This is a genomic window from Paenibacillus sp. WC2504 (assembly GCF_052682475.1).
On record NZ_JBQZFH010000001.1, the window covers coordinates 6376181 to 6398498 of the forward strand.

The following is a 22318-nucleotide window of genomic DNA, read 5'->3' on the forward strand; positions in this document are numbered from 1 at the left end:
TAAGCTTATTGCATAGCCTTAATGCGGATAGGCGGCTTCGAATTCATTCCCGCATGGTCCGCCGCTTGGGTTATTTTCCAGATCGACGGTTTCACCGTTTTGGCGGTACAAAGGGCAATAATAGTGACTAATGTGCGTAGCGGATTCATTGGCATAATGACAGATGAACGCCCTGCGGAAGCGATCCTTCGTTTTGTTGCGGTACGAGCCGTGGATGAGATTTCCGTTAAAAAACAGCACGTCGCCTCTTTCCATGACGACCGGTATCGCCTTTTCGTCTTTTGGCGGCTTAACATAATGCGTGGTAAACGATTCTTTGGCATCTGCCAGATCGGGGCAAGAAAGATCCAGCGTATTCGTCTTGGGAACGACGAGCAGACCGCCGTTTTCCTCATCTGCTGCATCTATCGCTGTCCATGCGGCTATACAGTTGCCGGGCTCAACCTGTAAATAGAAGTTATCCTGGTGCAGCGCTTGGCCGCGAGAGCCTGGCGGTTTGTAATAGAACATGCTCTGGGCAGCCAGCGCTTCCTCCTCATACAAATCAGCTAACACCTCCATCACCGGCTGATGCAGCATATACTTCCTAGCCGTCTCGTTAAAACGGTGCGGATGCATGACCCGCGGATAACGCTTCAGAGGGTCCGATCCATCTCCTTGCAAGTCAGGTTCGAAATGCCCCGGAATCGCCTGCAACGAAATCTCTTCAAATTTAGCATCAATTTCCGCCAAGTGTTCCGCTGAAAATAAGCCTTTTACGATCAAATACCCTTCCCGTTCAAAATGCTGTTTTTGCTCTTTCGTCAGCTTAAGCAATGTGTTCGCCATCTTGTCTTCCCTCCAAGTTATCTGTTATTCTTCATGTTCTCAGCATATCGAATAATGCGCTCTCACAGAAGTAAGAATGCTGCTAATAAATCCTATAATCCTGCTATTTTCTGTTATACTCAGTTTATTAGCAGGCAGCGCTCAGGAGGGAACGATCTTTATGAATATGGAAGCAAACACATTCTTGGCAGGGCATTTCAATGAATCGGATTCCTACTTCACCATTCGCCCTGAAGGACGTAACGATTGGCTTCTCTGCTTCACGCTAGGCGGCGAAGGTTACTTCAAACTTGGCGGGAATGAAAGACGCTGCCGGGCAGGGGATCTCACGCTGCTTGCTCCAGGAACTCCGCAGCATTACGGTACGAGGAAAAATCATCATTGGGAGTTTGTTTGGGCCCATTTTCCATCCATCCTCGCAGAGACGAATCTGCTGCCCAAGGAAGAGCAGCTTTTCCTCACGATTGAAAGCGAGTCGCTCCGGGAACGCATCTACCAAGCTTTCGCCCGTATTCTGCAGGATTCCAGAGAACGCGGGGAATACTGGTTTGAGCTGATCCTTTCCTCCTTGCGGGAAATCCTGCTGATCATGGCGCAGAAAACAAGCCGTAAAATGGACCCTCGCATTGAAGAGGTCCTCCATCTCTTGTCCCAGCAGATGCGCGAGCCTGTCCGCATCGAAGAACTAGCTCAGCGTGTCGGACTCTCCCCATCGCGGCTCGCTCATCTTTTCAAAGCCAGCACAGGGTACTCCATCATTGATTCCCTGAACCGCATGCGGATTCAGCAAGCAGCACTCCTGCTTGAACATACGCAGCGAAGCGCTTCAGACGTTTGCTATGACGTCGGCTTTCAAAACTATAATCACTTCACCAATCAATTCCGCAAATGGCATGGCACGAACCCCAGTACCTTTATGAAAGAACGACGGTAAAAATTATTTGACAGTTTATGAACTCCACGATAAACTGCTAGCAAGCTATAGAAAAAAGGAGGATTTCTATGACCTTTGAACGTAATCTTGATAAATATGCGGAACTGATCGTCCGCGTGGGTGTGAATATCCAATCCGGCCAAACGCTGTGGATTAATGCTCCCATTCTCCATCCGGCTCTTGTGCGCCTCATATCCCGGAAAGCTTATGAAGCAGGAGCCAAACACGTACATATTGAATGGCAAGATGAAATCAGCACACAAATTAAATATATGCACGCACCAGAGGAAGCTTTTCACGAGTACCCTGCTTGGCGCGCTCAAGCACTTAACGATTTAGCGGACAATAACGGCGCTTATCTATTGATTGATGCTGTAGATCCTGAGCTGCTGAAGGACGTCGATCCCGCACGCATTTCCGCAAATTCCAAAGCGGCTGGACCTATGTTGGTAAAATGGAGAGAAAGCATGTCCTCCTATTTCATGACTTGGTCAATTGCCGCAGCCCCTACTCCAGCCTGGGCTTCCAAGGTGTTCCCAAACTTGGATGAAGAAGCGGCCATGGCTGCCCTGTGGGAGGCGATCTTCAAAGCGACGCGCGTCGATCAAGACAATCCTGTTCAGACTTGGCACGAGCATAACGCCACGCTGCGCAGCAAAAGAGAACAGCTCAACGAGAAGCAGTTCCATAAAATTCATTACCGTGCCCCGGGCACAGAGCTGACGGTCGAACTGCCGAAAAACCACATTTGGCGCGGTGGATCGGCTACGAACGGAACGGGAGGTTTTGAATTCAACCCGAATATCCCGACGGAAGAGGTGTTTATTTCACCGAATCGCCTAGGGACACAAGGAACAGTGCGCAGTTCGAAGCCGTTAAGTTATCAAGGAAATTTGATCGACAACTTTACAATTACCTTCGATAACGGACGTGTCGTCGATTACAAAGCCGAGGTAGGGTTTGAATCCTTGAAAGCGATGATTGAAATGGATGAAGGCGCCCATTATTTAGGCGAAATCGCGCTTGTGCCTCATGATTCACCGATTTCCAATTCGAATCTGATTTTTTTCAATACACTTTTTGATGAAAATGCTTCAAATCATTTGGCTTTGGGAAGAGCTTTTCCTACCTGTGTGGAGGGCGGGCCTGCCATGTCCAAGGATGAGCAGTTGGCAGCAGGGCTTAACGACAGCCTGATCCATGTTGATTTCATGGTCGGTTCGGCCGACATGGATATTGACGGCGAGCATGCAGATGGCCGCATGGAACCTATTTTCCGCAAGGGCAACTGGGCATTTTAACTTAGACAAAAGAGACCTTCTAAACCCACAATAGGTGTGGAACGGAAGGTTCTTTTTTCATATAGTATAGGAGCATTGGTTTTTACCAAATTGGGAATGTTAGTCAGAAGGTAGACGGAATTTCTTGCACCCCATCCAAACAAGAGGAGTTGATCGTATGAGTACCAAACCGACGATTGCTGCGATTAGCGTGCCATTTGATCTTGGAGCAGGCCGACGCGGGGCTAGTAAAGGACCTAAAGCTATTTTCCAGGCAGGCTTGTTGCGGGGCTTGCAGCAAATGAATATGACGATTCAACATGTGGCGGACATACGCCTCCCGAACGATACAGCAGCTCCGCTTCCGCCTGAGGTGGATAAAAAAAATTTAAAATATTTAGCTGAAGTTATAGACATAAATACTCGCTTGGCTGAGCAAGTTTCCAAAGCAGCCGAACAAGGTCAGTTTCCCCTCGTAATAGGCGGCGATCATAGCATCGCCATTGGGACATTGGCTGGTTTATCCGGGCATTATACGAATTTAGGTGTCATATGGATTGATGCGCATTCGGATTTAAATACGGCGCACACGAGCCCGTCCGGCAATATTCACGGCATGTCGCTCGCGATTAGCCTTGGGATGGGGCACCCTCTGTTAACCGGCATTCAAGGGGATCAAGCCAAGGTGAAGCCGGAAAATATCGTCCTTATCGGTTCCCGTTCCCTCGATGAAGGCGAGAAAAAGCTGATCCGTTCACTCGGCATCAAATGCTATACCATGCATGATATCGATCGCAAAGGGATGGCGGCTGTGATGCAGGATGCCATCACTTATATAAGCGGTAAAACAGATGGCGTTCATGTCAGTTTTGATGTTGATTCCTTAGATCCTCTTGAAGCGCCAGGAACCGGCACAGCGGTCAAAGGCGGACTCCAATTCCGCGAAGCCCATCTCGCCGTCGAGATGCTGCATGAAGCAGGCATCGTCACATCCGCAGAATTCGTTGAAGTTAATCCGCTACTCGACGATAACAACAAAACTTCGCACCTGGCGGTCGGCCTCATTAGTTCATTGCTGGGGAAACAAATTCTATAGCCGAAACCCTATCCGAAACTCGTATCCCTCACAAGGGATACGGGTTTTTGTGCTTGTTGCAAGCAGGTTTAATTGGTAAAATATTGATGACTTACAAGACGGACACAGGATTGGAGATTGCATGAAAACGATAAATCACTGGGTTTTGCAGCTTTTACTCGCCCTGCTTTCCTTATCCACGATTGGGATCTATCTGTTCTTCAAAAACCAAACCTATTTTGAATTCCTGAATTGGAATCTATTCCTTGCCTGGATCCCCAATTTGTTCGCCTGGTTGGCTTATTTGTTACATTCGCGCCGACCTTCGGTTGTCGTCCATTTATTCACCTTCATCTTTGGACTAGCCTGGCTTTTGTTCCTCCCGAATGCCCCGTATATCATAACCGATTTCATCCATTTAACGCTTTTGAAGGACTTATACATAACCAAAAAAGCCTGGAACATGAGCTTTTGGAATGATTTTTTCACCATTTTTTTATATGCGTGGAATGGTTTATTGCTTGGCTGCAGCTCCATGTATATGATCCATCTCATTTTGATGAAATATTGGGGCCGCATCCTCTCATGGTTCCTCATGATCGTAACCTCGCTGCTCAGCGGGTATGGCATTCTTTTGGGCAGAGAATATCGATTGAACAGCTGGGATGCTCTGTTGAGTCTGGATATCGTGGACACCCTGCAAAAGAGTATACACAAAGAAGCTATTATTTTCTGCGTGCTAGTCGGCTTTGTCATCCTTGCCATGTACACAACTTTCTATTTGCTTATCAATGGCATAGGTAGCTCCAAGGTTGCTGTATCTAAAAGATAAAGAAAATGCCCTCAGCCCATCTTTCCGATGAGTTGAGGGCATTTTCTTCGTTCTAGCCTGACTTAGTCGGCAGGATGCAGCAATCTTTCGCCCGCAATGCCTGGCGTCGTCATCTGAATCGGATTGAGGATTTCTTCAATCTCCTCCGTAGTCAGCAATCCGCGCTCCAGAATCAGCTCTTTCAGCGTCATGCCTGTGCGCACGGCCTCTTTAACCAGCTGCGCGGCTACCTCGTAGCCAAGATGAGGATTCAGAGCAGTTACGATGCCGAAGCTTTGCTCGACATAGGTGCGGCACCGGTCGCGGTCCGCTTCCAGACCTTCGATGGCGAAGCGCTCGAAGACATCCGCCGCGTTGCGCAAGATTTTGAGCGATTGCAGCAAGTTAAACGCAAGGACAGGACCCATGACGTTCAGCTCGAATTGGCCTGCTTCACACGCCAAGCAGATCGTATGATCGTTCCCGATAACTTGGAAGGCAACTTGGTTCACAACCTCCGGCATAACAGGGTTCACTTTGCCCGGCATGATCGAGGACCCTGGTTGTCTTGGCGGCAATTTCAGCTCCCCTAGACCTGCACGAGGACCTGAAGCCATCAGACGAATATCGTTGCATATTTTGGACAGATTCACGGCACAAACCTTCAAAGAGGCGGAGAGTTCTGTGTAAGCATCCATGTTTTGCGTGCCGTCAACCAAATGCTCGGCATTCTCAACCGGGATTCCGCACTCATCTTTCAAATGAAACATCACGCGATTGACATACTCCGTCTTCGCATTCAGCCCCGTCCCTACGGCAGTTGCCCCCATATTCACTGTCAAAAGACCCGTTGAAGCTTGGCGAATCCGATTGATATCACGCTGCAAGACACGTGCGTAGGCGCCGAATTCTTGTCCAAGACGAATCGGAACAGCATCCTGAAGATGCGTTCTCCCCATTTTTATCACATCATCAAATTCTTTTTCTTTTTTGGCAAAAGCGCTTTGCAGCGAGATCATCGTCTCGATTAATTGCTGGGATAAGCGGTAGGCGGCAATTTTGATCGCAGTAGGAATGACGTCATTCGTCGACTGCGACATATTCACATGATTGTTTGGATTACAGTGAAAGTAACTGCCTTTCTCCTCACCCATCAGCTCCAGCGTCCGATTCGCCAGTACTTCATTCATATTCATATTGATTGAAGTTCCTGCTCCCCCTTGGATGGAGTCTACAATGAACTGATCCAGAAGTTTGCCCTCTCTGACTTCTTCAGCTGCTTTTACCAAGTGCTCAGCAATCTTCTTAGGCAGCATATGAGTTTCCATATTCGCCAGAGCTGCCGCTCGTTTTACTTCTGCTAACGCCGTTATAAGTTCTGCATGAATTTTAACGCCTGTAATTGGAAAATTTTCAAGGGCACGCATCGTTTGAATGCCGTAGTAGGCCTCGGCTGGAACTTGCTTTTCACCTAAAAAATCTTTTTCAATGCGAATACTCATCGTACACACCGTTCCTTTTTCATTAAAGTAACTGCTCGCTCGCGAAGTAGGTGTTCTAACTGCATTCTTCAGGGGACGAATTTTAATTGACCACCGTAATGTACAGTAGTTATCAGAACTATTCGCGCCTTCCTGCCCATATTCCTGCAATATCTGACATGCCTTGTAATAAATTTATGCAAAAATGAAAGCATTTTCATAAATCGAAATGTTTTAGTATTCTTCAAATAATATTACCTTTCTCTACTAATATATGCTCACAGGCGGCCGATGCAAGGACATTCCATTAAAATACGCTGCCCGAATATTGATCCATTGACACATGCATGCACATGAGCAACCTTATAACCAGAAGAATACAATAGATTACAAGCTCGCATTGTGCGACAATACAAGTATCAAAACACGTTTGGCCAGGTTGCACTCCAAGGAGGAATACTCATGGACACAAAAAGTTCTTTGATTATTGATCAAACAGAAAAGTACGGAGCCCATAATTACCACCCGCTGCCTATCGTCATTTCCAAAGCGGAAGGCGTTTGGGTTGAGGATCCAGCCGGCAACCGCTTTATGGATATGCTTAGCGCTTACTCGGCCTTGAATCAAGGGCATCGTCACCCCCATATCTTGAAAGCGCTCCATGAACAAGCTGAGAAGGTTACTTTGACTTCAAGAGCTTTTCATAGCGAGACACTGGGAGCTTTCTATGAAAAATTAGCGAATTACACCAATAAACCGATGATTTTGCCGATGAACACCGGTGCCGAAGCGGTCGAAACGGCGGTCAAAGCGATCCGCCGATGGGGCTACGACGTCAAAGGGATTCCGGAAGATCAAGCGGAAATTATCGTCTGTGAAGGGAATTTCCATGGGCGCACGGTGACGGTCACTTCCTTCTCGTCATCGCCGGAATACAAGCGCGGCTTCGGACCTTTCACGCCCGGCTTCCGCATCATCCCATACGGGGATGTGGAGGCGCTTCGGGCGGCCATCGGACCGCATACAGCCGGGTTTTTGTTCGAGCCGATTCAGGGCGAAGCCGGCATCGTGATCCCGCAGGACGGTTACCTGCGGGAATGCTATGAGCTATGCCAAGCGAATCGTGTGCTTTTCGTTGCGGACGAAATCCAGACCGGATTCGGCCGTACGGGCCGCCGCTTCGCTACGGACTGGGAAGGCGTCACGCCGAACCTGTACATTATGGGCAAAGCCCTCGGCGGCGGTGTTTTTCCGATCTCGGCCGTAGCCGGAGATCGAGAGGTCCTTGAGGTGTTCGAGCCCGGGTCCCACGGCTCCACCTTCGGTGGGAACCCGCTCGGCTGCGCCGTCGCTATTGCGGCGCTGGAAGTGATTGAAGACGAGCGGCTCGCAGAGCGCTCGGATGAGCTTGGGGCTTATTTCCTGAAGCGGCTTCAGGAAATTCAGTCGCCGCTGATCGCGGAGATTCGCGGACGCGGGCTGTTCATTGGTATTGACCTTAAGGTCCCGGCCCGCCCCTTCTGCGAACAGCTGAAGGAGAAGGGACTTTTGTGCAAGGAGACACACGAGCACATCATTCGCTTTGCTCCTCCGCTAACCATTACGCGGGAGGAGCTGGATTGGGCTTGGCAGCATGTGCATGATGTGCTGACTGGCGCTTAAGCTGATTATCGTTGAGCAAATCAATTACGGTGGGAACTACAGGCCGTTATTTGAGCGAATTCGCCCAATTCTCTGGGTGAAACGGAACTGTAAGACCTTATTCCCGCCAAATTATCCAATTTCCAGCTCTAACGGGTGAAATAGGTGACCGTAGTTCCGCTAAATAAAAAGCTCCGCTTTCCGTAAGAGGAAGGCGGAGCTTTTTTTATTCTTTCACAAACACAAGCGTCCCGAAACGCTGAGGAATATGAAAATTGACTGCACCGGTCGGAGACCAGGCCCAGTAATGCCGCTTGCCTTCCGTATCGTCATCGATCCGGTACAGATTCCAGCCCCACTCGGCACCATGCTGCGGAACTTGCTCTTGCTCCAGCCCTTCCCTTAGATCGGCAAATGGAATTTCCAGTTCATAATGCTTCCACCCCTCTGCCCCATCGGAGACAGACGTGCGCAAACCCTTAGCGTCCCAAGCCACATCCACTTTTTTATTCCCATCAAGGCTGTTGTGAATCAGAGCATCGAATTCAACGCCCCGCGGGCTGAGTTCGAATTCGTAGTAGACTTTGCCCGTACCTGTGGGGTCAAGGAACACCTCCACAACGTCCTCCTCATAAATCGGATCATCACGCCGCTCCATCGTCGCCACGACATGATCGTCTTCACACTCAAACCGGACATGCAAGGCATCTTCAGTCCAGCATGCGCGGAACTGCGTTTCCAAACGAGGATTGGCTCCGGTTACAACTTCGTACAGCCTCTCCGGGGTAATTTCATCCCAAGGAATACGTATTTTTTCATCAGCTATGTATTGGCATTCGTATCTCATTCCGGCTCGTTTCCTCACTTTGCAATTAATCTTTGTAACCAATATAACACAATAAAACCGCCTAGCGGCGGTCAACTGTTCATATTCTCTTTTTATAAACCCTCATGGCAAAGATATAAGCCACTAGCATAATTCCGGCGCACCACGCAAGTGCAATCCATATATCGTTATTCAAAGGCTGGCCTGACAACAAGGCGCGGATAGCTTCTACAATCGAGGTCACCGGTTGATTCTCTGCGAAGATGCGAACGATGGTCGGCATCGACTCGGTTGGCACAAAGGCCGAGCTGATAAATGGTAGGAAGATAATCGGATAGGAGAAGGCGCTGGCGCCATCAACGCTTTTTGCGGACAGTCCAGCTATCGCTGCGACCCAGGTTAAGGCCAACGTAAACAGTGCAAGGATCCCGGCAACGGCAAGCCATGGCAGCAAGCCGGCGGAAGAACGAAAGCCCATAAGCAACGAGACCAGAAGAATAACGACAACGGAGATTGCGTTGGATACCAGCGAAGTTATGACATGCCCCCACAGTAAGGTGGAACGGGCAATCGGCATGGTGTGAAACCGCTCGAATATGCCCCGCTGCACATCGATAAATAATCGGTAAGCCGTGTAGGACACACCGCTGGCAATGGCAATTAATAATATGCCGGGCAAAAGGTAATTCACATAGTTATCCGTTCCGGTTTGAATGGCACCGCCTAACACATAGACGAACAGCAGCATCATCGCGATGGGCATAATGGTCACCGTGATGATGGTATCCATGCTGCGGAAAATATGGCGCATGGACCGTCCCAGCATGACGCTGATATCGCTGAAGAAATGATTTTTTACCGTCTCCATTTATTTCCCCTCCTTTTTGCCGACGATAGCCAGGAAAATCTCCTCAAGTGTCGGCTGCTTCTCCACATATTCCACCTTTGCGGATGGGAACAGCTTTTTCAGATCCGAGAGTGTGCCACTGGCAATAATCTTACCCTCATGCAGAATAGCAATTCGGTCAGCCAGCTGCTCAGCCTCCTCCAAATACTGTGTCGTAAGGAGTACCGTAGTGCCGCCACCCGCAAGCTCCTTAACAATTTTCCAAACTTCGATGCGCGCTTCGGGATCAAGCCCTGTGGTGGGTTCGTCAAGGAAAATGATCTGCGGTTTTCCCACGAGGCTTAAAGCGATATCGAGCCTGCGGCGCATCCCCCCGGAATAAGTAGCCACCCTGCGGTCGGCCGCGTCTGTCAGGCCGAAGCGCCTGAGCAAGTCATCCGCAACTTGTCGCGGGTTCTTGAGATATCGCAGCTTCGCAATCATGATCAGATTTTCACGGCCCGTCAAAATTTCATCCACCGCAGCAAACTGCCCGGTCAAACTGATCACCTGCCGTACATGATCAGGTTTTGACGCGACATCTAGTCCGCCAACGGCGGCGGATCCGCTATCTGGTTTGAGCAGTGTAGTGAGGATTTTGACAACTGTTGTCTTGCCGGCACCGTTGGAGCCAAGGAGGGCGAAAATGCTGCCCTTTTCCACCTCGAAATCTACACCCTTCAGCACTTGATGCTCCTTGTAGGATTTCGTCAATCCTTTTACTTGAATGGGTTTGGTAAACGCGGTCTGCATCAGAATCCCTCCTTCATTTAAATGACTGTCACTTTTGACAAATTCGCTTCCATCCCTTTAAGTGCGGCATAAGTCAGTTTATCCATCGTAGCGCCATCAAAGTTGATGCTTTGGATAGCCCTGTAATGCTTCTTAGACAAGGTAAATCCCGATAAAAAAGACACATTTCTAAGTGTTGCGTTTCTGAACGAAACGCCGTTTAAAGCTGCTTTGTCAAATTTAACGCCGATAAACGTCTGCCCATCAAAACATTGGCCAGTCAGATCCGTGTACTTGAAATCAACCCCATCAAATGAACAACCATCAAAAACTGTTTTTCTAAGATCGGTCATTGTTAACGTTACGTCGGTCAATCTTGATCCTGTAAATTTGACTCCGTCGAGCCCCGACTTGCTGAAATTGGTTCGAACAAGGATGGTGTTACGGAAGCTTGCATTTGTCAGATCAAGTGTGGATAGGCTGCAGTCCGTCAGATTTGCGCGGTCAAAATTGGCTTCTCTTACGTCGCTGCTTTTAAACGAGCTGCCTGTCAAGTCCGCCCCTGCAAAGTCAGACCCGCGTAACGCGCTGGATTTAAACTGGCCTTTGTGGGCCGTAACCCCTGCAAAGTCGCTATTCGCCAAGTTGCTTGCGCTGAAGTTAATCAGCACTTGCCGTTCCAGCGAACGAGAAAGGTTGGCAACCTCCAAGATCGTTTCCTCGATATCTCCGATACTCTCAATTGTCATCTTTAATGCGGTTGCATCGTCCTTGCCTGCGGCTTTGAGTTCTCTGTACCGCTCCTGCAAATCGGAGTGCAGGTCCGCCTTTAATTCATTTACGCTTTTCACTCCGTCATATGGCGTGAAAACACCATTCAAATAGTTCGTCAATTGCTGATTCATAGTATCAATCTCCTTATAATAAATTTTCTAACACGCGTTTGGCATATTCCCAATTGTTGAAGTTGCGGGCGTAAGTTGCTTTGCCCTTTTCCGTAATCCTGAAATACTTGCGACGTCCGCCTTGCGTTTCATCGCCCCAATACCACTCGATATCCAAGTCAGCCTCGAGCCGCCGGAAACTGGAGTACATCGTAGCTTCCTTAAGTTCGTATTCGCCCCCTGATCGCTCGGCTATCAGCTTGACAACCTCATAACCGTAGCGATCAGCTTCAGACAAGAGCCGTAAAATCATCGTATCCGTATGTCCACGAAGCAGGTCGGATGTGATCTTGTTCTCGCTCATGTCATCACCTCCATATCTGCATAATAAAGCATACTACTATGACTGTCAAGGTACTATTTTAAATTAAATACTTTGCCTATAATAATTTCCAGGCAGACATAACAAACAAATCGCATAGCTCATGAAAAAGGCCCTATTTCGATGAAATAGCGCCATTGTAGCTCCTCACTCGTGAAGAAGAACCGTTGGAGAAGTTAATACCCTCCGTAGTCTAGCTTGTTAAGAGCCCGGTAGGAGCGAATTTTGAGCGTTGAGAACAGCCAGTATCGCTAAAAATTCAGCGTTCTGAGACATTTGGTCAACGATACACCATTGAGGAACTGGAGGCCGCTATTCTAACAAATTAGGCCCGTTTCCGTGTTCAGCGGAACTACAGGTCTTTATTTGACCGACTAATCCCGTTTTCTTTAAGAAAACGGACAAATAGCGGCCCACAGATCCCTTCCGCGCGAAAAAGAGCCTATTTCGATGAAATAGCACCCTGTAGTTCCGTCCGACGAGGAACCGCCAAGCGATGGCAGCAAATTTCATGGGTGGAGAGTCCGAATCGCGGCTGCAGCAGCAATTTATGTTGTATTTTGTGCAACCATTTAGCCGTATAGGGCCTCAGATCACCTCTATATTGCAACTTTGTGCAACCATTTAGGCGTATGAGGCCCCAGATCGCCTCTATATTGCACTTTGTGCAATGATTCATATATTTAAACCGCTTACATTTCATCTTCACAACAAATGATTGTATAATCTGCAACGAAAGACCGCATTCGCAGTCTGACCACACCAATACGTTGTATTAAATGCAACATAACCCTTCGACTTTGCTCACCTCACCCTCCGCGCCATGTGTAACAGTAGAAATTCCAGTTACTCCGCCAATGAACATCAATACGGCTAGCGGTTTTCATGGATGGTAGTACTTTTTACAAAAAAAAAGCAGCATTCTCAATTTCTCGAGAATACTGCTCGCTTTCAAAGCCGAATCAACCTTTATAAGCAATGTTTATATCATATTCTTTATCCAGATAATTAGAAATCTGATCGCGCGCTTCCGACTTAACGTCACGCAACCAATCGGCATCAAGCCGATCTACAGTTTCCATTCGTATATTCTCGTACTTCGTTTTGGCTTTCTCTTTTTGCTTCACTAGGTTCCGAGTAAACATAAAAAAGCTTATCAAAGCCAGAAGGGAAGCCGATAATCTTTTGTCCGAAACAAGCAAATCAAGGATGACCATAGCATTACCACCCGAAACTAATAAAACCTTATGATAGAAGGATATTGTGAAATATAACAGCAACGCGGCAGTTACAATGAGAAATATCCATTGCGTCTTCTTCAGTCTATCCCATTCTTTCTTTCTCTTTTTCAGTTTTTCTATCAACACTAAGGTATCATTACTTAGATTTAGATCAGGCTGCTTCATCCGCATTCCCCCTCACTAATCATCGTATGCTTGTTCACCGTTAATCTTGCAAGAAAAAAAGACCGAAAGCATCACTCTAAGAGCGTTGTCGAAGATGCTTTGCTCTTTGAATATTCGTTTTTAGAAACGTTTTTTCCCTACCAGGAATTTTTTGTTTCCTTTTTTTGCAGTTACAGGCACGTGCTTATAGCTGCGGATCATCGGATTTTTGCAGAGTGGGCAGCTTGGTAAAGCTTCCGTAACGAATTCTTTGCGAACCCATGCTTTACAATCTGCCTCTTTACATTTCCAAATTTCAATCTGTTCGACTTCTGGTTTCTGTTCTTCCGTAACGGTACTCGTTGATGTAGACATTTTCAGCATGTTCTCCCTGTTTCGTAGATTAGACTACTTATTATTATACAGATCCCATTTAATATCAAGTCTTTCCCGTGTTCAAAATTATTTACCGATGGTAGAATGGGAAAAGCGGCTACAAATTAGACACACAATGAAGGCAGGAATCTCGCATGACGAATTTACTACAAGAATGGAAGTTTCAGTTTCAGGGATACAGCCGAAATATTTTGCTGTTCTTTTGCTTCAACTTTGTTTGGAACTTAGGGTTGGGTATGTTTGGACTGGTTTATAACCTGTATGTCAAAAGTCTTGGCTATGAGCAAACGACTGTCGGCAGCATCGTTGGCATGACTTCCCTGGCAGCAGCCATCATTCTTATTCCTGCAGGCATTATGAATGACCGATTCGGACCGAAGTGCGTTATTACGTTCGGTCTTGTTTTCACCATTGTCACATTGACGGTTCGCTCTTTATTCGAGGTTGAAGCAGGCATGCTCGTTTCTTCCTTCTTCGGAGGCATGGCTCTTGCCGTCGTCTCGGCAACCATTCTGCCTTTTATGGCTAACAATTCCACGCCACAGCAGCGTGTGCATTTGTTCAGTTTTAATATGGCACTTGTGATGATTGCCAATGTTGTGGGTATCGCACTCGGCGGCCTGCTATGTGACTTTTTTCAATTTATAATCGGGTTAGAGGAAATTATAAGTTTACGTTTCACTTTATTACTTGGCGTTGTCTTCGCGGCGCTTGGCATCATCCCTGTGGCTTTGTTCGAAAAAAGCGAGCAGGAAATTCAGCCGCGGAGGGAACCGCTCAATTGGAAACATTCGTGGCGCTCCCACAAATCTTCTCTTCAAGTTATCGGCATCTTCTGCGTACTCGGCTTGCTGTCAGCGATCGGCGGGGGAATGATCGTCCCGTACTTGAATGTGTATTTCGAGGATCGATTTGAAGCTTCCAAGTCTGCGATCGGCATTGTTGTCGCGTTAGGACAAGGAGCTACAGCAATTGCATTTCTTATTGGTCCAATGATTGTAAAGAGATTCGGGCAAGTCAAATCCGTTGTGTACTTGCAGCTCTGTTCCATCCCCTTTCTCCTCCTGACGGCTTTCTCCGCTAATTTCTACTTATCGTCCGGCGGTTATTTGTTCCGGCAGGCCTTAATGAACGCGGCAAACCCTTTTTACAACTCGGTCAAAATGAGTTACGTCGACCGCTCGCTGCGCGGACTAGCCTCATCTTCTGGGGAAGCGGTTTTCAACCTAGGCTGGTTCTTGGCGGCTCCGATCAGTACAGGCCTGGTATTCCGTCATGGCCCCTATTACGGCTACGCTTATGCTTTCTGTATTACAGCAGTAGTTTACGTGGTGATCTCTTATTTCTTTTATTTCTTTTTCGGGAAAAATCGATTCAAACCGGTTGAAGAGTCTCAATAGATGGAAGAGACTTCATAGATTGCGCAAAAAAATTGGTTCTTTTCTATCGTTGACTTCAGCGATGGAAAGGAAATACAATAAAATGAGAGCGCATTCATATAGTCACTATGAACTCTTTATCTATGTTTGATTTTGATTGTGAGGGGATTGCTAGTATGAAGAATAAAATCATCTTTAATGGACAAAGTATTGTCTTAACGTGGATGATCTCCTATATCGTTATTCTCCTTTTACCTGTCGTCATCGGTTTGCTTGTGTACGTGGAATCCAACAAAACGCTGAAGGATGAAATTCAACAAGCCAATGATTCCCTATTGAAGCAGGTTCGCGAAGTCATGGATAACCAATTCAAAGCGATGGAACAGCTCAACTTTGAAATCACATGGAATGTGAACATGCAGGAACTGCTCTACTCGAATAAATATGAAGCCTTTCCCAAAGAATATCGCTATGATATTTCTCAAATCGCACGTAATCTATCGATGTACAAAACCTCCTATCCACTGATTGACTCTTTTTATGTCTATTTGTATAAGGATCAATCCGTTATTCTCCCTACTACGGTCAGACCTAGCGCTTTTGCCTATCAAACTCTGCATATGAGCGATGAATTTTCTTTTGCATCTTGGCAAGAAATTATGACTCGTCCCAACTTCAAAGGTTTTATCCCAATGACCCGGATCGGTGACGATAATATGCTGCGCAAAACGGTGGCCTATATCAGCACCTACCCGATGGAACACAATCAGCCTCTTGCTACGAACGTCATCATGGTCGATCAGTCTCGCATTCTTGGCGCTATTCAGAATATGGAGATTTTCAATAAAGGGCACGTCTTTATATTGAATAATGAGAATCAGATTCTGGCTTCCAATTCAGCCCATGCGCTTCCCAGCGATTTCCCTTACGACAAATTAACAAACACGCCAAACTTCTATTTCTCCGGCTCTGATCATGAGAAATATGAGGTTTTTAACATTCAGTCTCCTATTTCCAAACTCAAATATGTGTCCATCATGCCGAGCACGATTTATTGGCAAAAGGCTGCTCACATCCGCAATTTGACGTATATGAGCATGGTGATTTCGCTGCTTGGCGGCGGCATTCTCACTTTCTTCTTTTTACGGCGCAATTATAATCCCGTTCGGCGCCTTGTCCATGCATTTTCCAAAAAAATGACTCTTGCCTCAGGACAGCGCTATAATGAGTTTCACTTCATCCAGGAAGCGGTCGACAGCACCTTGCTTGAGATGGCTGATTTCAAAAGCAAAATGGAACAGCAGCGGCACATGGTCCGCTCCCATTTCCTCGAAAAGTTATTGAAAGGAAAGCTGGACCGGCACATGCCGATTGCGGAAGCCTTGACGACTTTTGATATGAAGCTGGATCGCAGAGACTTTGCCGTTATGCTGTTTGTCGTTGATCAAAGCGCGCCGTTCTTCGAACGGATTACCCATACGTCTGATGAGGATAAGTGGAAGCTGCTGCATTTCATTATTATGAATGTTGTGGAAGAGCTGACATCCAAGCGGCACCGCGGTTATGCAACGGAGATTGACGATTCGCTCGCCTGCTTGGTCAATTTAACATCGGAAGAGGGTGCGAACGGCAAGGAGGAACTGCTGCGCATTGCCAAAGAGACCCAACTTTTCCTCTCAACGACCTATAACATTCATCTAACGATATCGATCAGCAGCATACATGAGAAAATATCCAATGTACCTCAAGCTTTCTTGGAAGCCCTAGATTCTATGGCCTACAAGCTGGTTATGGGGGGACATGAAATTCTGTCTTATGATGATTTGCAAGCTAACCGTGCCTGTGAGCCGGCTTCCGGCTACTATTACCCGCCTCAAATTGAACAACAGTTCCTGTATGCCGTGAAATCAGGGGAATTGGAAGAAGCGAAGGGCATTCTTGCCGAGATCATGAACAAAAATTTTGAAATCCGCGGGATTTCCGTCTCCTTAACCAAATGTTTAATGTTAGGCTTGGTTACTACCATGATGAAGAGCATAAGTGAAACCGGAGACATCCAAGAGAGCTTCTTCATCCGCAATCCCAAGCTGGTCGACCGGCTCTTAAGCAGCATTACCGTCCCGGAAATGAATCTGTACTTGAATGAAATGCTGGAGCAAATCTGCACCTATACAGCGGCCAAACGGCAGGTAGCCATCTCGCAAACGCGGCAAAAAGCCTTGCAGGAGCTGGTCGAAGAAATTTCTGTTTATATTGAAAATAATTACTCCGACGCCAATTTGAATGTGACCATGATCGGCAACCATTTTGACCGCAAAGCCACTTACTTGTCGAAGCTTTTCAAAGATTATGTGGGTGAAGGTCTCCTGGATCGCATTAATAAAGTCAGGATCGACAAATCCAAGCAGCTTCTGAAGAGCCAAGAGCAGTCGGTCGGCGATGCCGCGAACGGAGTGGGGTTCAACGATATCAATGCCTTTATCCGTGTTTTCAAAAAAGTCGAAGGCATTACGCCGGGAAAATACAAAGAGCTGATTGAAAAATAGAGGCTTTGGGCAGCCAATGGGCTGTCCGCTCCTTTTTATAAGCCTATTTTGGCTATTTTGAAGACTCGATTGGATATTTTGTAGAGCATACCTCAACAATTCAAGAAGCAATTGGACAATTTGCAGATGGTTGTTTTGTAAGCGTTATCATATAGTAAAGGTGTGACAGAGAACACCTCATACATTTAAGCAAAATGAAGCAGCGTCTGCGAAGCCAGTTGGTCTGGCGAAAAACTTAGTTACTCTTAGGAGGTCAATCTATGCAAAAAAACAGAAAAAAAATGTTCACCGTGCTTGTTGCAACAACGTTAATGGGAAGCTTGACTGTCGCTTGTTCCTCATCGAACACGCCGAGTACAGACGCTAGTCCGAAAGCGACTGCCGGAGGTACAACCGCTCCAGCGGCTGCCGCCCCTGCTTCGTACCCGCTCAAAACAGATAAGACCCTAACGTATTGGGGCGAACTGCCTGGCAACGTGACAGGGGTTAAAGCGGCTCACGCCGACATTCCTTTCTTCCAAGAATGGCAGAAAAAGACCGGTGTTCCATTGAAGTTCCTTGCACCTCCTACCAACCAAGCTTCGCAAGCATTGAACGTTTTGTTAGCATCAGGCGATCTTCCTGATATGATCGAGTTTGACTGGCAAGGGGCGTTCCCTGGCGGTCCTGAAAAAGCGATCAAAGACGGCTACATTTTGAAATTGAATGATACGATTGATAAATTTGCACCTAACTTGAAGAAATATCTCAAAGAACATCCTGAGATCGACAAACAAGTAAAAACCGATAACGGCAGCTACTATTCCTTCCCGTTCATTCGCGGCGATGATTACTTGCGTGTCTATCAAGGTCCAATTATTCGAAAAGACTGGCTCGATGAACTAGGTCTGCCGATTCCAGAGACGATTGACGATTGGTATACAACATTGAAAGCCTTCAAAGAGAAAAAAGGCGCTACAGCTGCCTTCTCCGTTGTCAGTGTGCCTAGACCGTTCAATGAATTAGGAAACGGTGCTTTCGCGGGTGCTTATGGCGTGACACGTGATTTCTACATTGACAATGGCACGATTAAATTTGGTCCGGCTGAAAAAGGCTACAAAGACTTCTTGGCAACCATGCACAAATGGTATGAAGAAGGTTTGATTGATAAGAACTTCGCAACAGCGGACGGCAAAGCTTTGGATGCGAATATGGCCTCCGGCGCAACAGGCGTTACCGTCAATAATGCAGGCGGCGGTATCGGTAAATGGCAGCCGCTGATTACGGCGAAAGATCCGAAAGGCGTGCTCGTTGCAGCGCCATATCCGGTACTCAAAAAAGGTGATATCGCGATGTACGGGCAGAAAGATCCATCCTTCTCGCCAGGCGGCATGGTTGCGATCACAGCTTCTTCCAAAAATATTGAGACGGCTGCTAAGCTTCTTGACTATGGTTACTCCGAAGAAGGTCATAATTACTTCAACTTCGGCACCGAAGGCGTTTCCTACAAAATGGAAAATGGATACCCGAAATATACGGACCTGCTCATGAAAAATCCGGATAAATTAGCACCGGCACAGGCTCTGTCCTTGTATGTACGCGGTAACTACAATGGTCCATTCGTTCAAGATAAACGTTACATCGAGCAATATTTGGCATTGCAAACGCAACGTGATGCCGTTACAACTTGGCAAAAAACAGACGTAGATAAACACAAACTGCCGCCAGTCACGGCTACACCGGAAGAAAGTACAGAGTTGGCCAAAATCATGACTGACGTCAACACGTTAGTTGATGAAATGACGCTTAAGATCATTTTGGGCACTGAGCCTGTAGATTCCTTTGACAAATACCAAGAGAAATTCAAGTCTGTTAAACTGAGCCGCGCGCTTGAAATCAAGAAAGCATCCTTGGATCGTTTCAATAAAAGATAGATAACAGGCCAGGGGGAGGGCAATCGCCCTCCCTGCTTTACTAGAACTTCGCGGCGAAAGGAGAGATTTCATGCGCAAAGCAGGACAAGCAACGTTCCAAGTACGTTTCAAACGCGATTTTTTGCTCAACAAATATTTGTACCTGATGATGGTTCCCGTGCTGGCCTACTACATTGTCTTCCATTATGCGCCGATGTATGGAGCTCTGATCGCTTTTAAAGAGTACACCCCGATTAAAGGCATTTTGGGCAGCTCATGGGTCGGCTTCCAGCACTTCAATGATTTCTTCAGTTCCTATTATTTCTGGCGAATTCTCAAAAACACGGTTATTATCTCGCTTTACTCCCTGTGTTTTGAATTTCCTGCACCTATTATTTTGGCGATTCTGATCAATGAATTGGCGAATAAAAGGTTTCAGCGTTTCGTACAAACCGTTACGTACATGCCTTATTTCATCTCCCTCATCGTGATCGCCGGGATGATCAAAGATTTTACGAATAATGGCGGGTTAATTAATAACTTTCTGACGCACTTTGGCGCCAGTGATACGGCGATGCTGCAGAAGCCTGAGATGTTTCGGACGATCTATATTTTATCGGAAATTTGGCAGAAAATAGGATGGGAGTCTATCATTTATTTAGCGGCTCTCATGGGAATTGATCAGGAACAGTATGAAGCTGCGAAAATGGACGGAGCCAACAAAATAAAGCAGATCTGGCATATTACCCTCCCAGGTATTCTACCGACCATCGCGATCATGTTCATTCTGCGCATGGGGAACCTACTAAACGTTGGTTTCGAGAAAATTATTTTGCTGTATAACCCCAGCACGTACGATACGGCTGATGTCATTTCCTCCTTCGTTTATCGAAAAGGATTAATTGAATTCGGCTGGAGCTACAGCTCCGCGGTCGGTTTGTTCAATTCCGTCATCAATCTGGCTTTACTCATTGCAGCAAATAAAATCAGTAAAAAAGTAAGTCAAAGCAGCTTATGGTGAGGAAGGAGGGACTGAAGTGAAAACCAGCTACTCAGACAAAGTATTTACTACGGTCAACCACATTGTATTGCTTTTACTCGTTGTCATTACGTTGTATCCACTTCTCTACGTCACCTTCGCTTCCATCAGTGATGCAGGGCAGTTGATTACCCACAAAGGGTTTTTGTTCAAGCCTTTAGGTTTCAGCATTGAAGCTTACAAAAGCGTATTTAAAAACCCTGCGATTCTCAAAGGTTATCAAAACACACTTTTCATCCTCATATTCGGGGTCACAACGAACCTCATCGTTACATCCTTAGGGGCTTATGTGCTTTCGCGTAAAAATGTGATGTGGAACAATGTGTTTATCTTCATCGTTGTCGTTACGATGTTTTTCAGCGGCGGTCTCATTCCGCTCTACTTAGTGGTCAAAGGCGTGGGCTTAATCGACTCTTTATGGGCTACGATTCTACCTTTTGCCGTTAACACTTTCAATTTGATCATCATGCGTACAGCCTTCATGGCTGTACCTGAAAGCCTTGAGGAATCTGCGAAAATGGACGGAGCCAATCACTTCGTCATTTTATTCCGCATTATTATCCCGCTCTCCATGCCGGTTATTGCTGTTATGATTCTCTATTATGCCGTTGAGAAATGGAATGGTTGGTTCTATGCCTCCATCTTCCTGAAGGATCGAGACCTGTATCCGCTTCAGCTCACGTTAAGGGAAATTCTCATTTCGAATAACACCGACTCCATGTCAACCGGTGCCAATGCAGCCGATCAATTTCAAATTGGGGAAACGATCAAATATGCAACGATCATGGTAGCTTCCGTGCCCATTCTTATTCTGTATCCATTCGTACAGAAGTATTTCGTCAAAGGCGTCATGATTGGCGCTGTCAAAGGGTAAAATCACAGCATGAAAACGCCGTTCACCTACTTCCTAGGTGCGGCGTTTTTGTTTTTTCGTTTACTTTTGAATGCTTTAGGCAACAGCAGTTTCTTGTGTGAAACTTGGCCATACACTATAGGGTCACAGTATTGCTCATTTGAGAGGAGAGGCCTACATGAAAGTAGATCTGGGATGCGGCGAGCATAAACATAGGCATTTTTATGGAATCGATCGCGTTGGCGGCCCGGAAGTGGACATGGTTTGCGATATCAATGACGGTATTCCGCTGCCCGATCATTCCGTTGAAATGGTCATGGCCAGCCGCAGTCTGCCTTATGTAAACGATCTCCTGGCTGTCATGTCCGAGCTGTACCGAATTTGTGTCCACAAAGCGATCGTCTGTATTTTATCTCCGTACGCCCATCATTTTCGCCATATGTCCAATCCCCATCTTAAGCAAAAATTTGATGAATATACGCCCCGCTATTTCACCAATCATTTCCATCAGCCCCCAGGCAGTCCCCTCAGCCCCATTGTCCCCAGCTATACAGGCAGCTCTGTCCCATTTGATTTCCGGCTGCTGAAGATGGAGTTTTTCTATGAATCTCCCTTTAGCCCTCCGCTATATGAGCAGGACGAATTGGACTTGTTGCTCCAGCTCCAGCCGAATGTCGTCAGTGAGATTATGTATCAATTCGTTGTTGTAAAAAAAGAACTCTCTGTCGACGAATGGCTATGGATGTGCAATCAGCAATACCGTGAACCTCAGTGGGCCGAAGCATTAAGACAGCCTGCCCCTACAGTAGTTGTGGAAGCAGCCGTACCAGAAACGCCTACATCGTTTCCCCCTCCAGCTATGGACTTCTATAGCCATAAGCCTGTTAAATCAACCAAAACAATCGCCCGTAGCCCCAAAAAGAAACCTATATAAATTTGACATCATAATTAAACTTTATATTTTCTGATCATGTTTTCTATTTCACATCATACCATGTAACCATCGGCCTAAATTCACCATTCATCACAGCGAACTTCCTCCAGCTATCTAACGGACGGTTCAAAATC

The 22318-nt window shown here is 46.7% G+C and carries 20 protein-coding genes; 11 read left to right on the forward strand and 9 right to left on the reverse strand.

Features of this window, described 5'->3' with window-relative positions; all coding sequences use genetic code 11:
- Positions 1–18 precede the first annotated feature (18 nt).
- A complete protein-coding gene (locus ACUN27_RS28795; RefSeq protein WP_445560007.1) occupies positions 19–828 on the reverse strand; it encodes a phytanoyl-CoA dioxygenase family protein in 810 nt (269 codons plus the stop codon).
- Between the two features lie 160 nt (positions 829–988).
- Here ACUN27_RS28795 and ACUN27_RS28800 point away from each other — a divergent pair, with 160 nt between their 5' ends.
- From ACUN27_RS28800 to ACUN27_RS28815, 4 genes are all read left to right on the forward strand, one after another.
- Complete coding sequence (locus ACUN27_RS28800; protein WP_315954295.1) at positions 989–1762, forward strand: helix-turn-helix domain-containing protein; 774 nt, start codon at positions 989–991, stop codon at positions 1760–1762.
- A gap of 68 nt (positions 1763–1830) precedes the next feature.
- Positions 1831–3063 carry an aminopeptidase gene (locus tag ACUN27_RS28805; protein ID WP_315954296.1) on the forward strand — a complete coding sequence of 411 codons (1233 nt, stop codon included), beginning with the start codon at positions 1831–1833 and terminating at the stop codon, positions 3061–3063.
- A gap of 157 nt (positions 3064–3220) precedes the next feature.
- Positions 3221–4138 (forward strand): arginase, encoded by a 918-nt coding sequence (gene rocF, locus ACUN27_RS28810; protein ID WP_315954297.1) that lies wholly within the window; start codon positions 3221–3223, stop codon positions 4136–4138.
- A 121-nt stretch (positions 4139–4259) separates the two neighbouring features.
- Positions 4260–4949 (forward strand): DUF1361 domain-containing protein, encoded by a 690-nt coding sequence (locus ACUN27_RS28815; RefSeq protein WP_315954298.1) that lies wholly within the window; start codon positions 4260–4262, stop codon positions 4947–4949.
- A gap of 62 nt (positions 4950–5011) precedes the next feature.
- On the opposite strand, the gene aspA is transcribed toward ACUN27_RS28815, so the two are convergent.
- Positions 5012–6430, reverse strand: coding sequence for an aspartate ammonia-lyase (gene aspA / locus ACUN27_RS28820; RefSeq protein ID WP_379171522.1), 1419 nt, complete (start codon positions 6428–6430; stop codon positions 5012–5014).
- 441 nt (positions 6431–6871) lie between these two features.
- Between aspA and ACUN27_RS28825 the strand changes: the two genes are divergently transcribed.
- Positions 6872–8071: an ornithine--oxo-acid transaminase gene (locus ACUN27_RS28825; RefSeq protein ID WP_326060992.1), complete on the forward strand. Its 1200-nt coding sequence runs from the start codon at positions 6872–6874 to the stop codon at positions 8069–8071.
- 205 nt (positions 8072–8276) lie between these two features.
- On the opposite strand, the gene ACUN27_RS28830 is transcribed toward ACUN27_RS28825, so the two are convergent.
- The 7 genes from ACUN27_RS28830 to ACUN27_RS28860 form a co-directional block, all read right to left on the reverse strand.
- Positions 8277–8897: a carbohydrate-binding family 9-like protein gene (locus tag ACUN27_RS28830; protein ID WP_315954301.1), complete on the reverse strand. Its 621-nt coding sequence runs from the start codon at positions 8895–8897 to the stop codon at positions 8277–8279.
- 79 nt (positions 8898–8976) lie between these two features.
- The gene (locus ACUN27_RS28835; protein WP_315954302.1) at positions 8977–9744 is read right to left on the reverse strand and encodes an ABC transporter permease; all 768 of its coding nucleotides are present in this window, start codon (positions 9742–9744) and stop codon (positions 8977–8979) included.
- A complete protein-coding gene (locus tag ACUN27_RS28840; protein WP_315954303.1) occupies positions 9745–10515 on the reverse strand; it encodes an ABC transporter ATP-binding protein in 771 nt (256 codons plus the stop codon). It abuts the gene before it with no gap.
- A 17-nt stretch (positions 10516–10532) separates the two neighbouring features.
- The gene (locus tag ACUN27_RS28845) at positions 10533–11399 is read right to left on the reverse strand and encodes a pentapeptide repeat-containing protein (RefSeq protein WP_445560008.1); all 867 of its coding nucleotides are present in this window, start codon (positions 11397–11399) and stop codon (positions 10533–10535) included.
- Positions 11400–11412: 13 nt separating this feature from the next.
- Entirely contained in the window at positions 11413–11742 is a 330-nt protein-coding gene (locus ACUN27_RS28850) for a PadR family transcriptional regulator (RefSeq protein ID WP_315954305.1), read from the reverse strand.
- Positions 11743–12722: 980 nt separating this feature from the next.
- Positions 12723–13166 carry a DUF2663 family protein gene (locus tag ACUN27_RS28855; RefSeq protein ID WP_315954306.1) on the reverse strand — a complete coding sequence of 148 codons (444 nt, stop codon included), beginning with the start codon at positions 13164–13166 and terminating at the stop codon, positions 12723–12725.
- Between the two features lie 120 nt (positions 13167–13286).
- The gene (locus ACUN27_RS28860) at positions 13287–13520 is read right to left on the reverse strand and encodes a cold-inducible protein YdjO-related protein (RefSeq protein WP_127457457.1); all 234 of its coding nucleotides are present in this window, start codon (positions 13518–13520) and stop codon (positions 13287–13289) included.
- A gap of 155 nt (positions 13521–13675) precedes the next feature.
- Between ACUN27_RS28860 and ACUN27_RS28865 the strand changes: the two genes are divergently transcribed.
- The 6 genes from ACUN27_RS28865 to ACUN27_RS28890 all read left to right on the forward strand — a co-directional run bounded on the left by ACUN27_RS28865 (position 13676) and on the right by ACUN27_RS28890 (position 22184).
- The gene (locus tag ACUN27_RS28865; RefSeq protein ID WP_445560009.1) at positions 13676–14941 is read left to right on the forward strand and encodes an MFS transporter; all 1266 of its coding nucleotides are present in this window, start codon (positions 13676–13678) and stop codon (positions 14939–14941) included.
- A gap of 155 nt (positions 14942–15096) precedes the next feature.
- On the forward strand, positions 15097–17466 hold the full coding sequence (locus ACUN27_RS28870) for an AraC family transcriptional regulator (protein WP_445560010.1): 2370 nt from the start codon (positions 15097–15099) through the stop codon (positions 17464–17466).
- Between the two features lie 260 nt (positions 17467–17726).
- A complete protein-coding gene (locus tag ACUN27_RS28875) occupies positions 17727–19379 on the forward strand; it encodes an extracellular solute-binding protein (RefSeq protein ID WP_127457454.1) in 1653 nt (550 codons plus the stop codon).
- A 70-nt stretch (positions 19380–19449) separates the two neighbouring features.
- Positions 19450–20379, forward strand: coding sequence for an ABC transporter permease (locus tag ACUN27_RS28880; protein WP_157322898.1), 930 nt, complete (start codon positions 19450–19452; stop codon positions 20377–20379).
- Between the two features lie 16 nt (positions 20380–20395).
- On the forward strand, positions 20396–21271 hold the full coding sequence (locus ACUN27_RS28885; protein ID WP_315954309.1) for a carbohydrate ABC transporter permease: 876 nt from the start codon (positions 20396–20398) through the stop codon (positions 21269–21271).
- 157 nt (positions 21272–21428) lie between these two features.
- Positions 21429–22184, forward strand: coding sequence for a class I SAM-dependent methyltransferase (locus tag ACUN27_RS28890; protein WP_445560011.1), 756 nt, complete (start codon positions 21429–21431; stop codon positions 22182–22184).
- Positions 22185–22318: the final 134 nt, after the last annotated feature.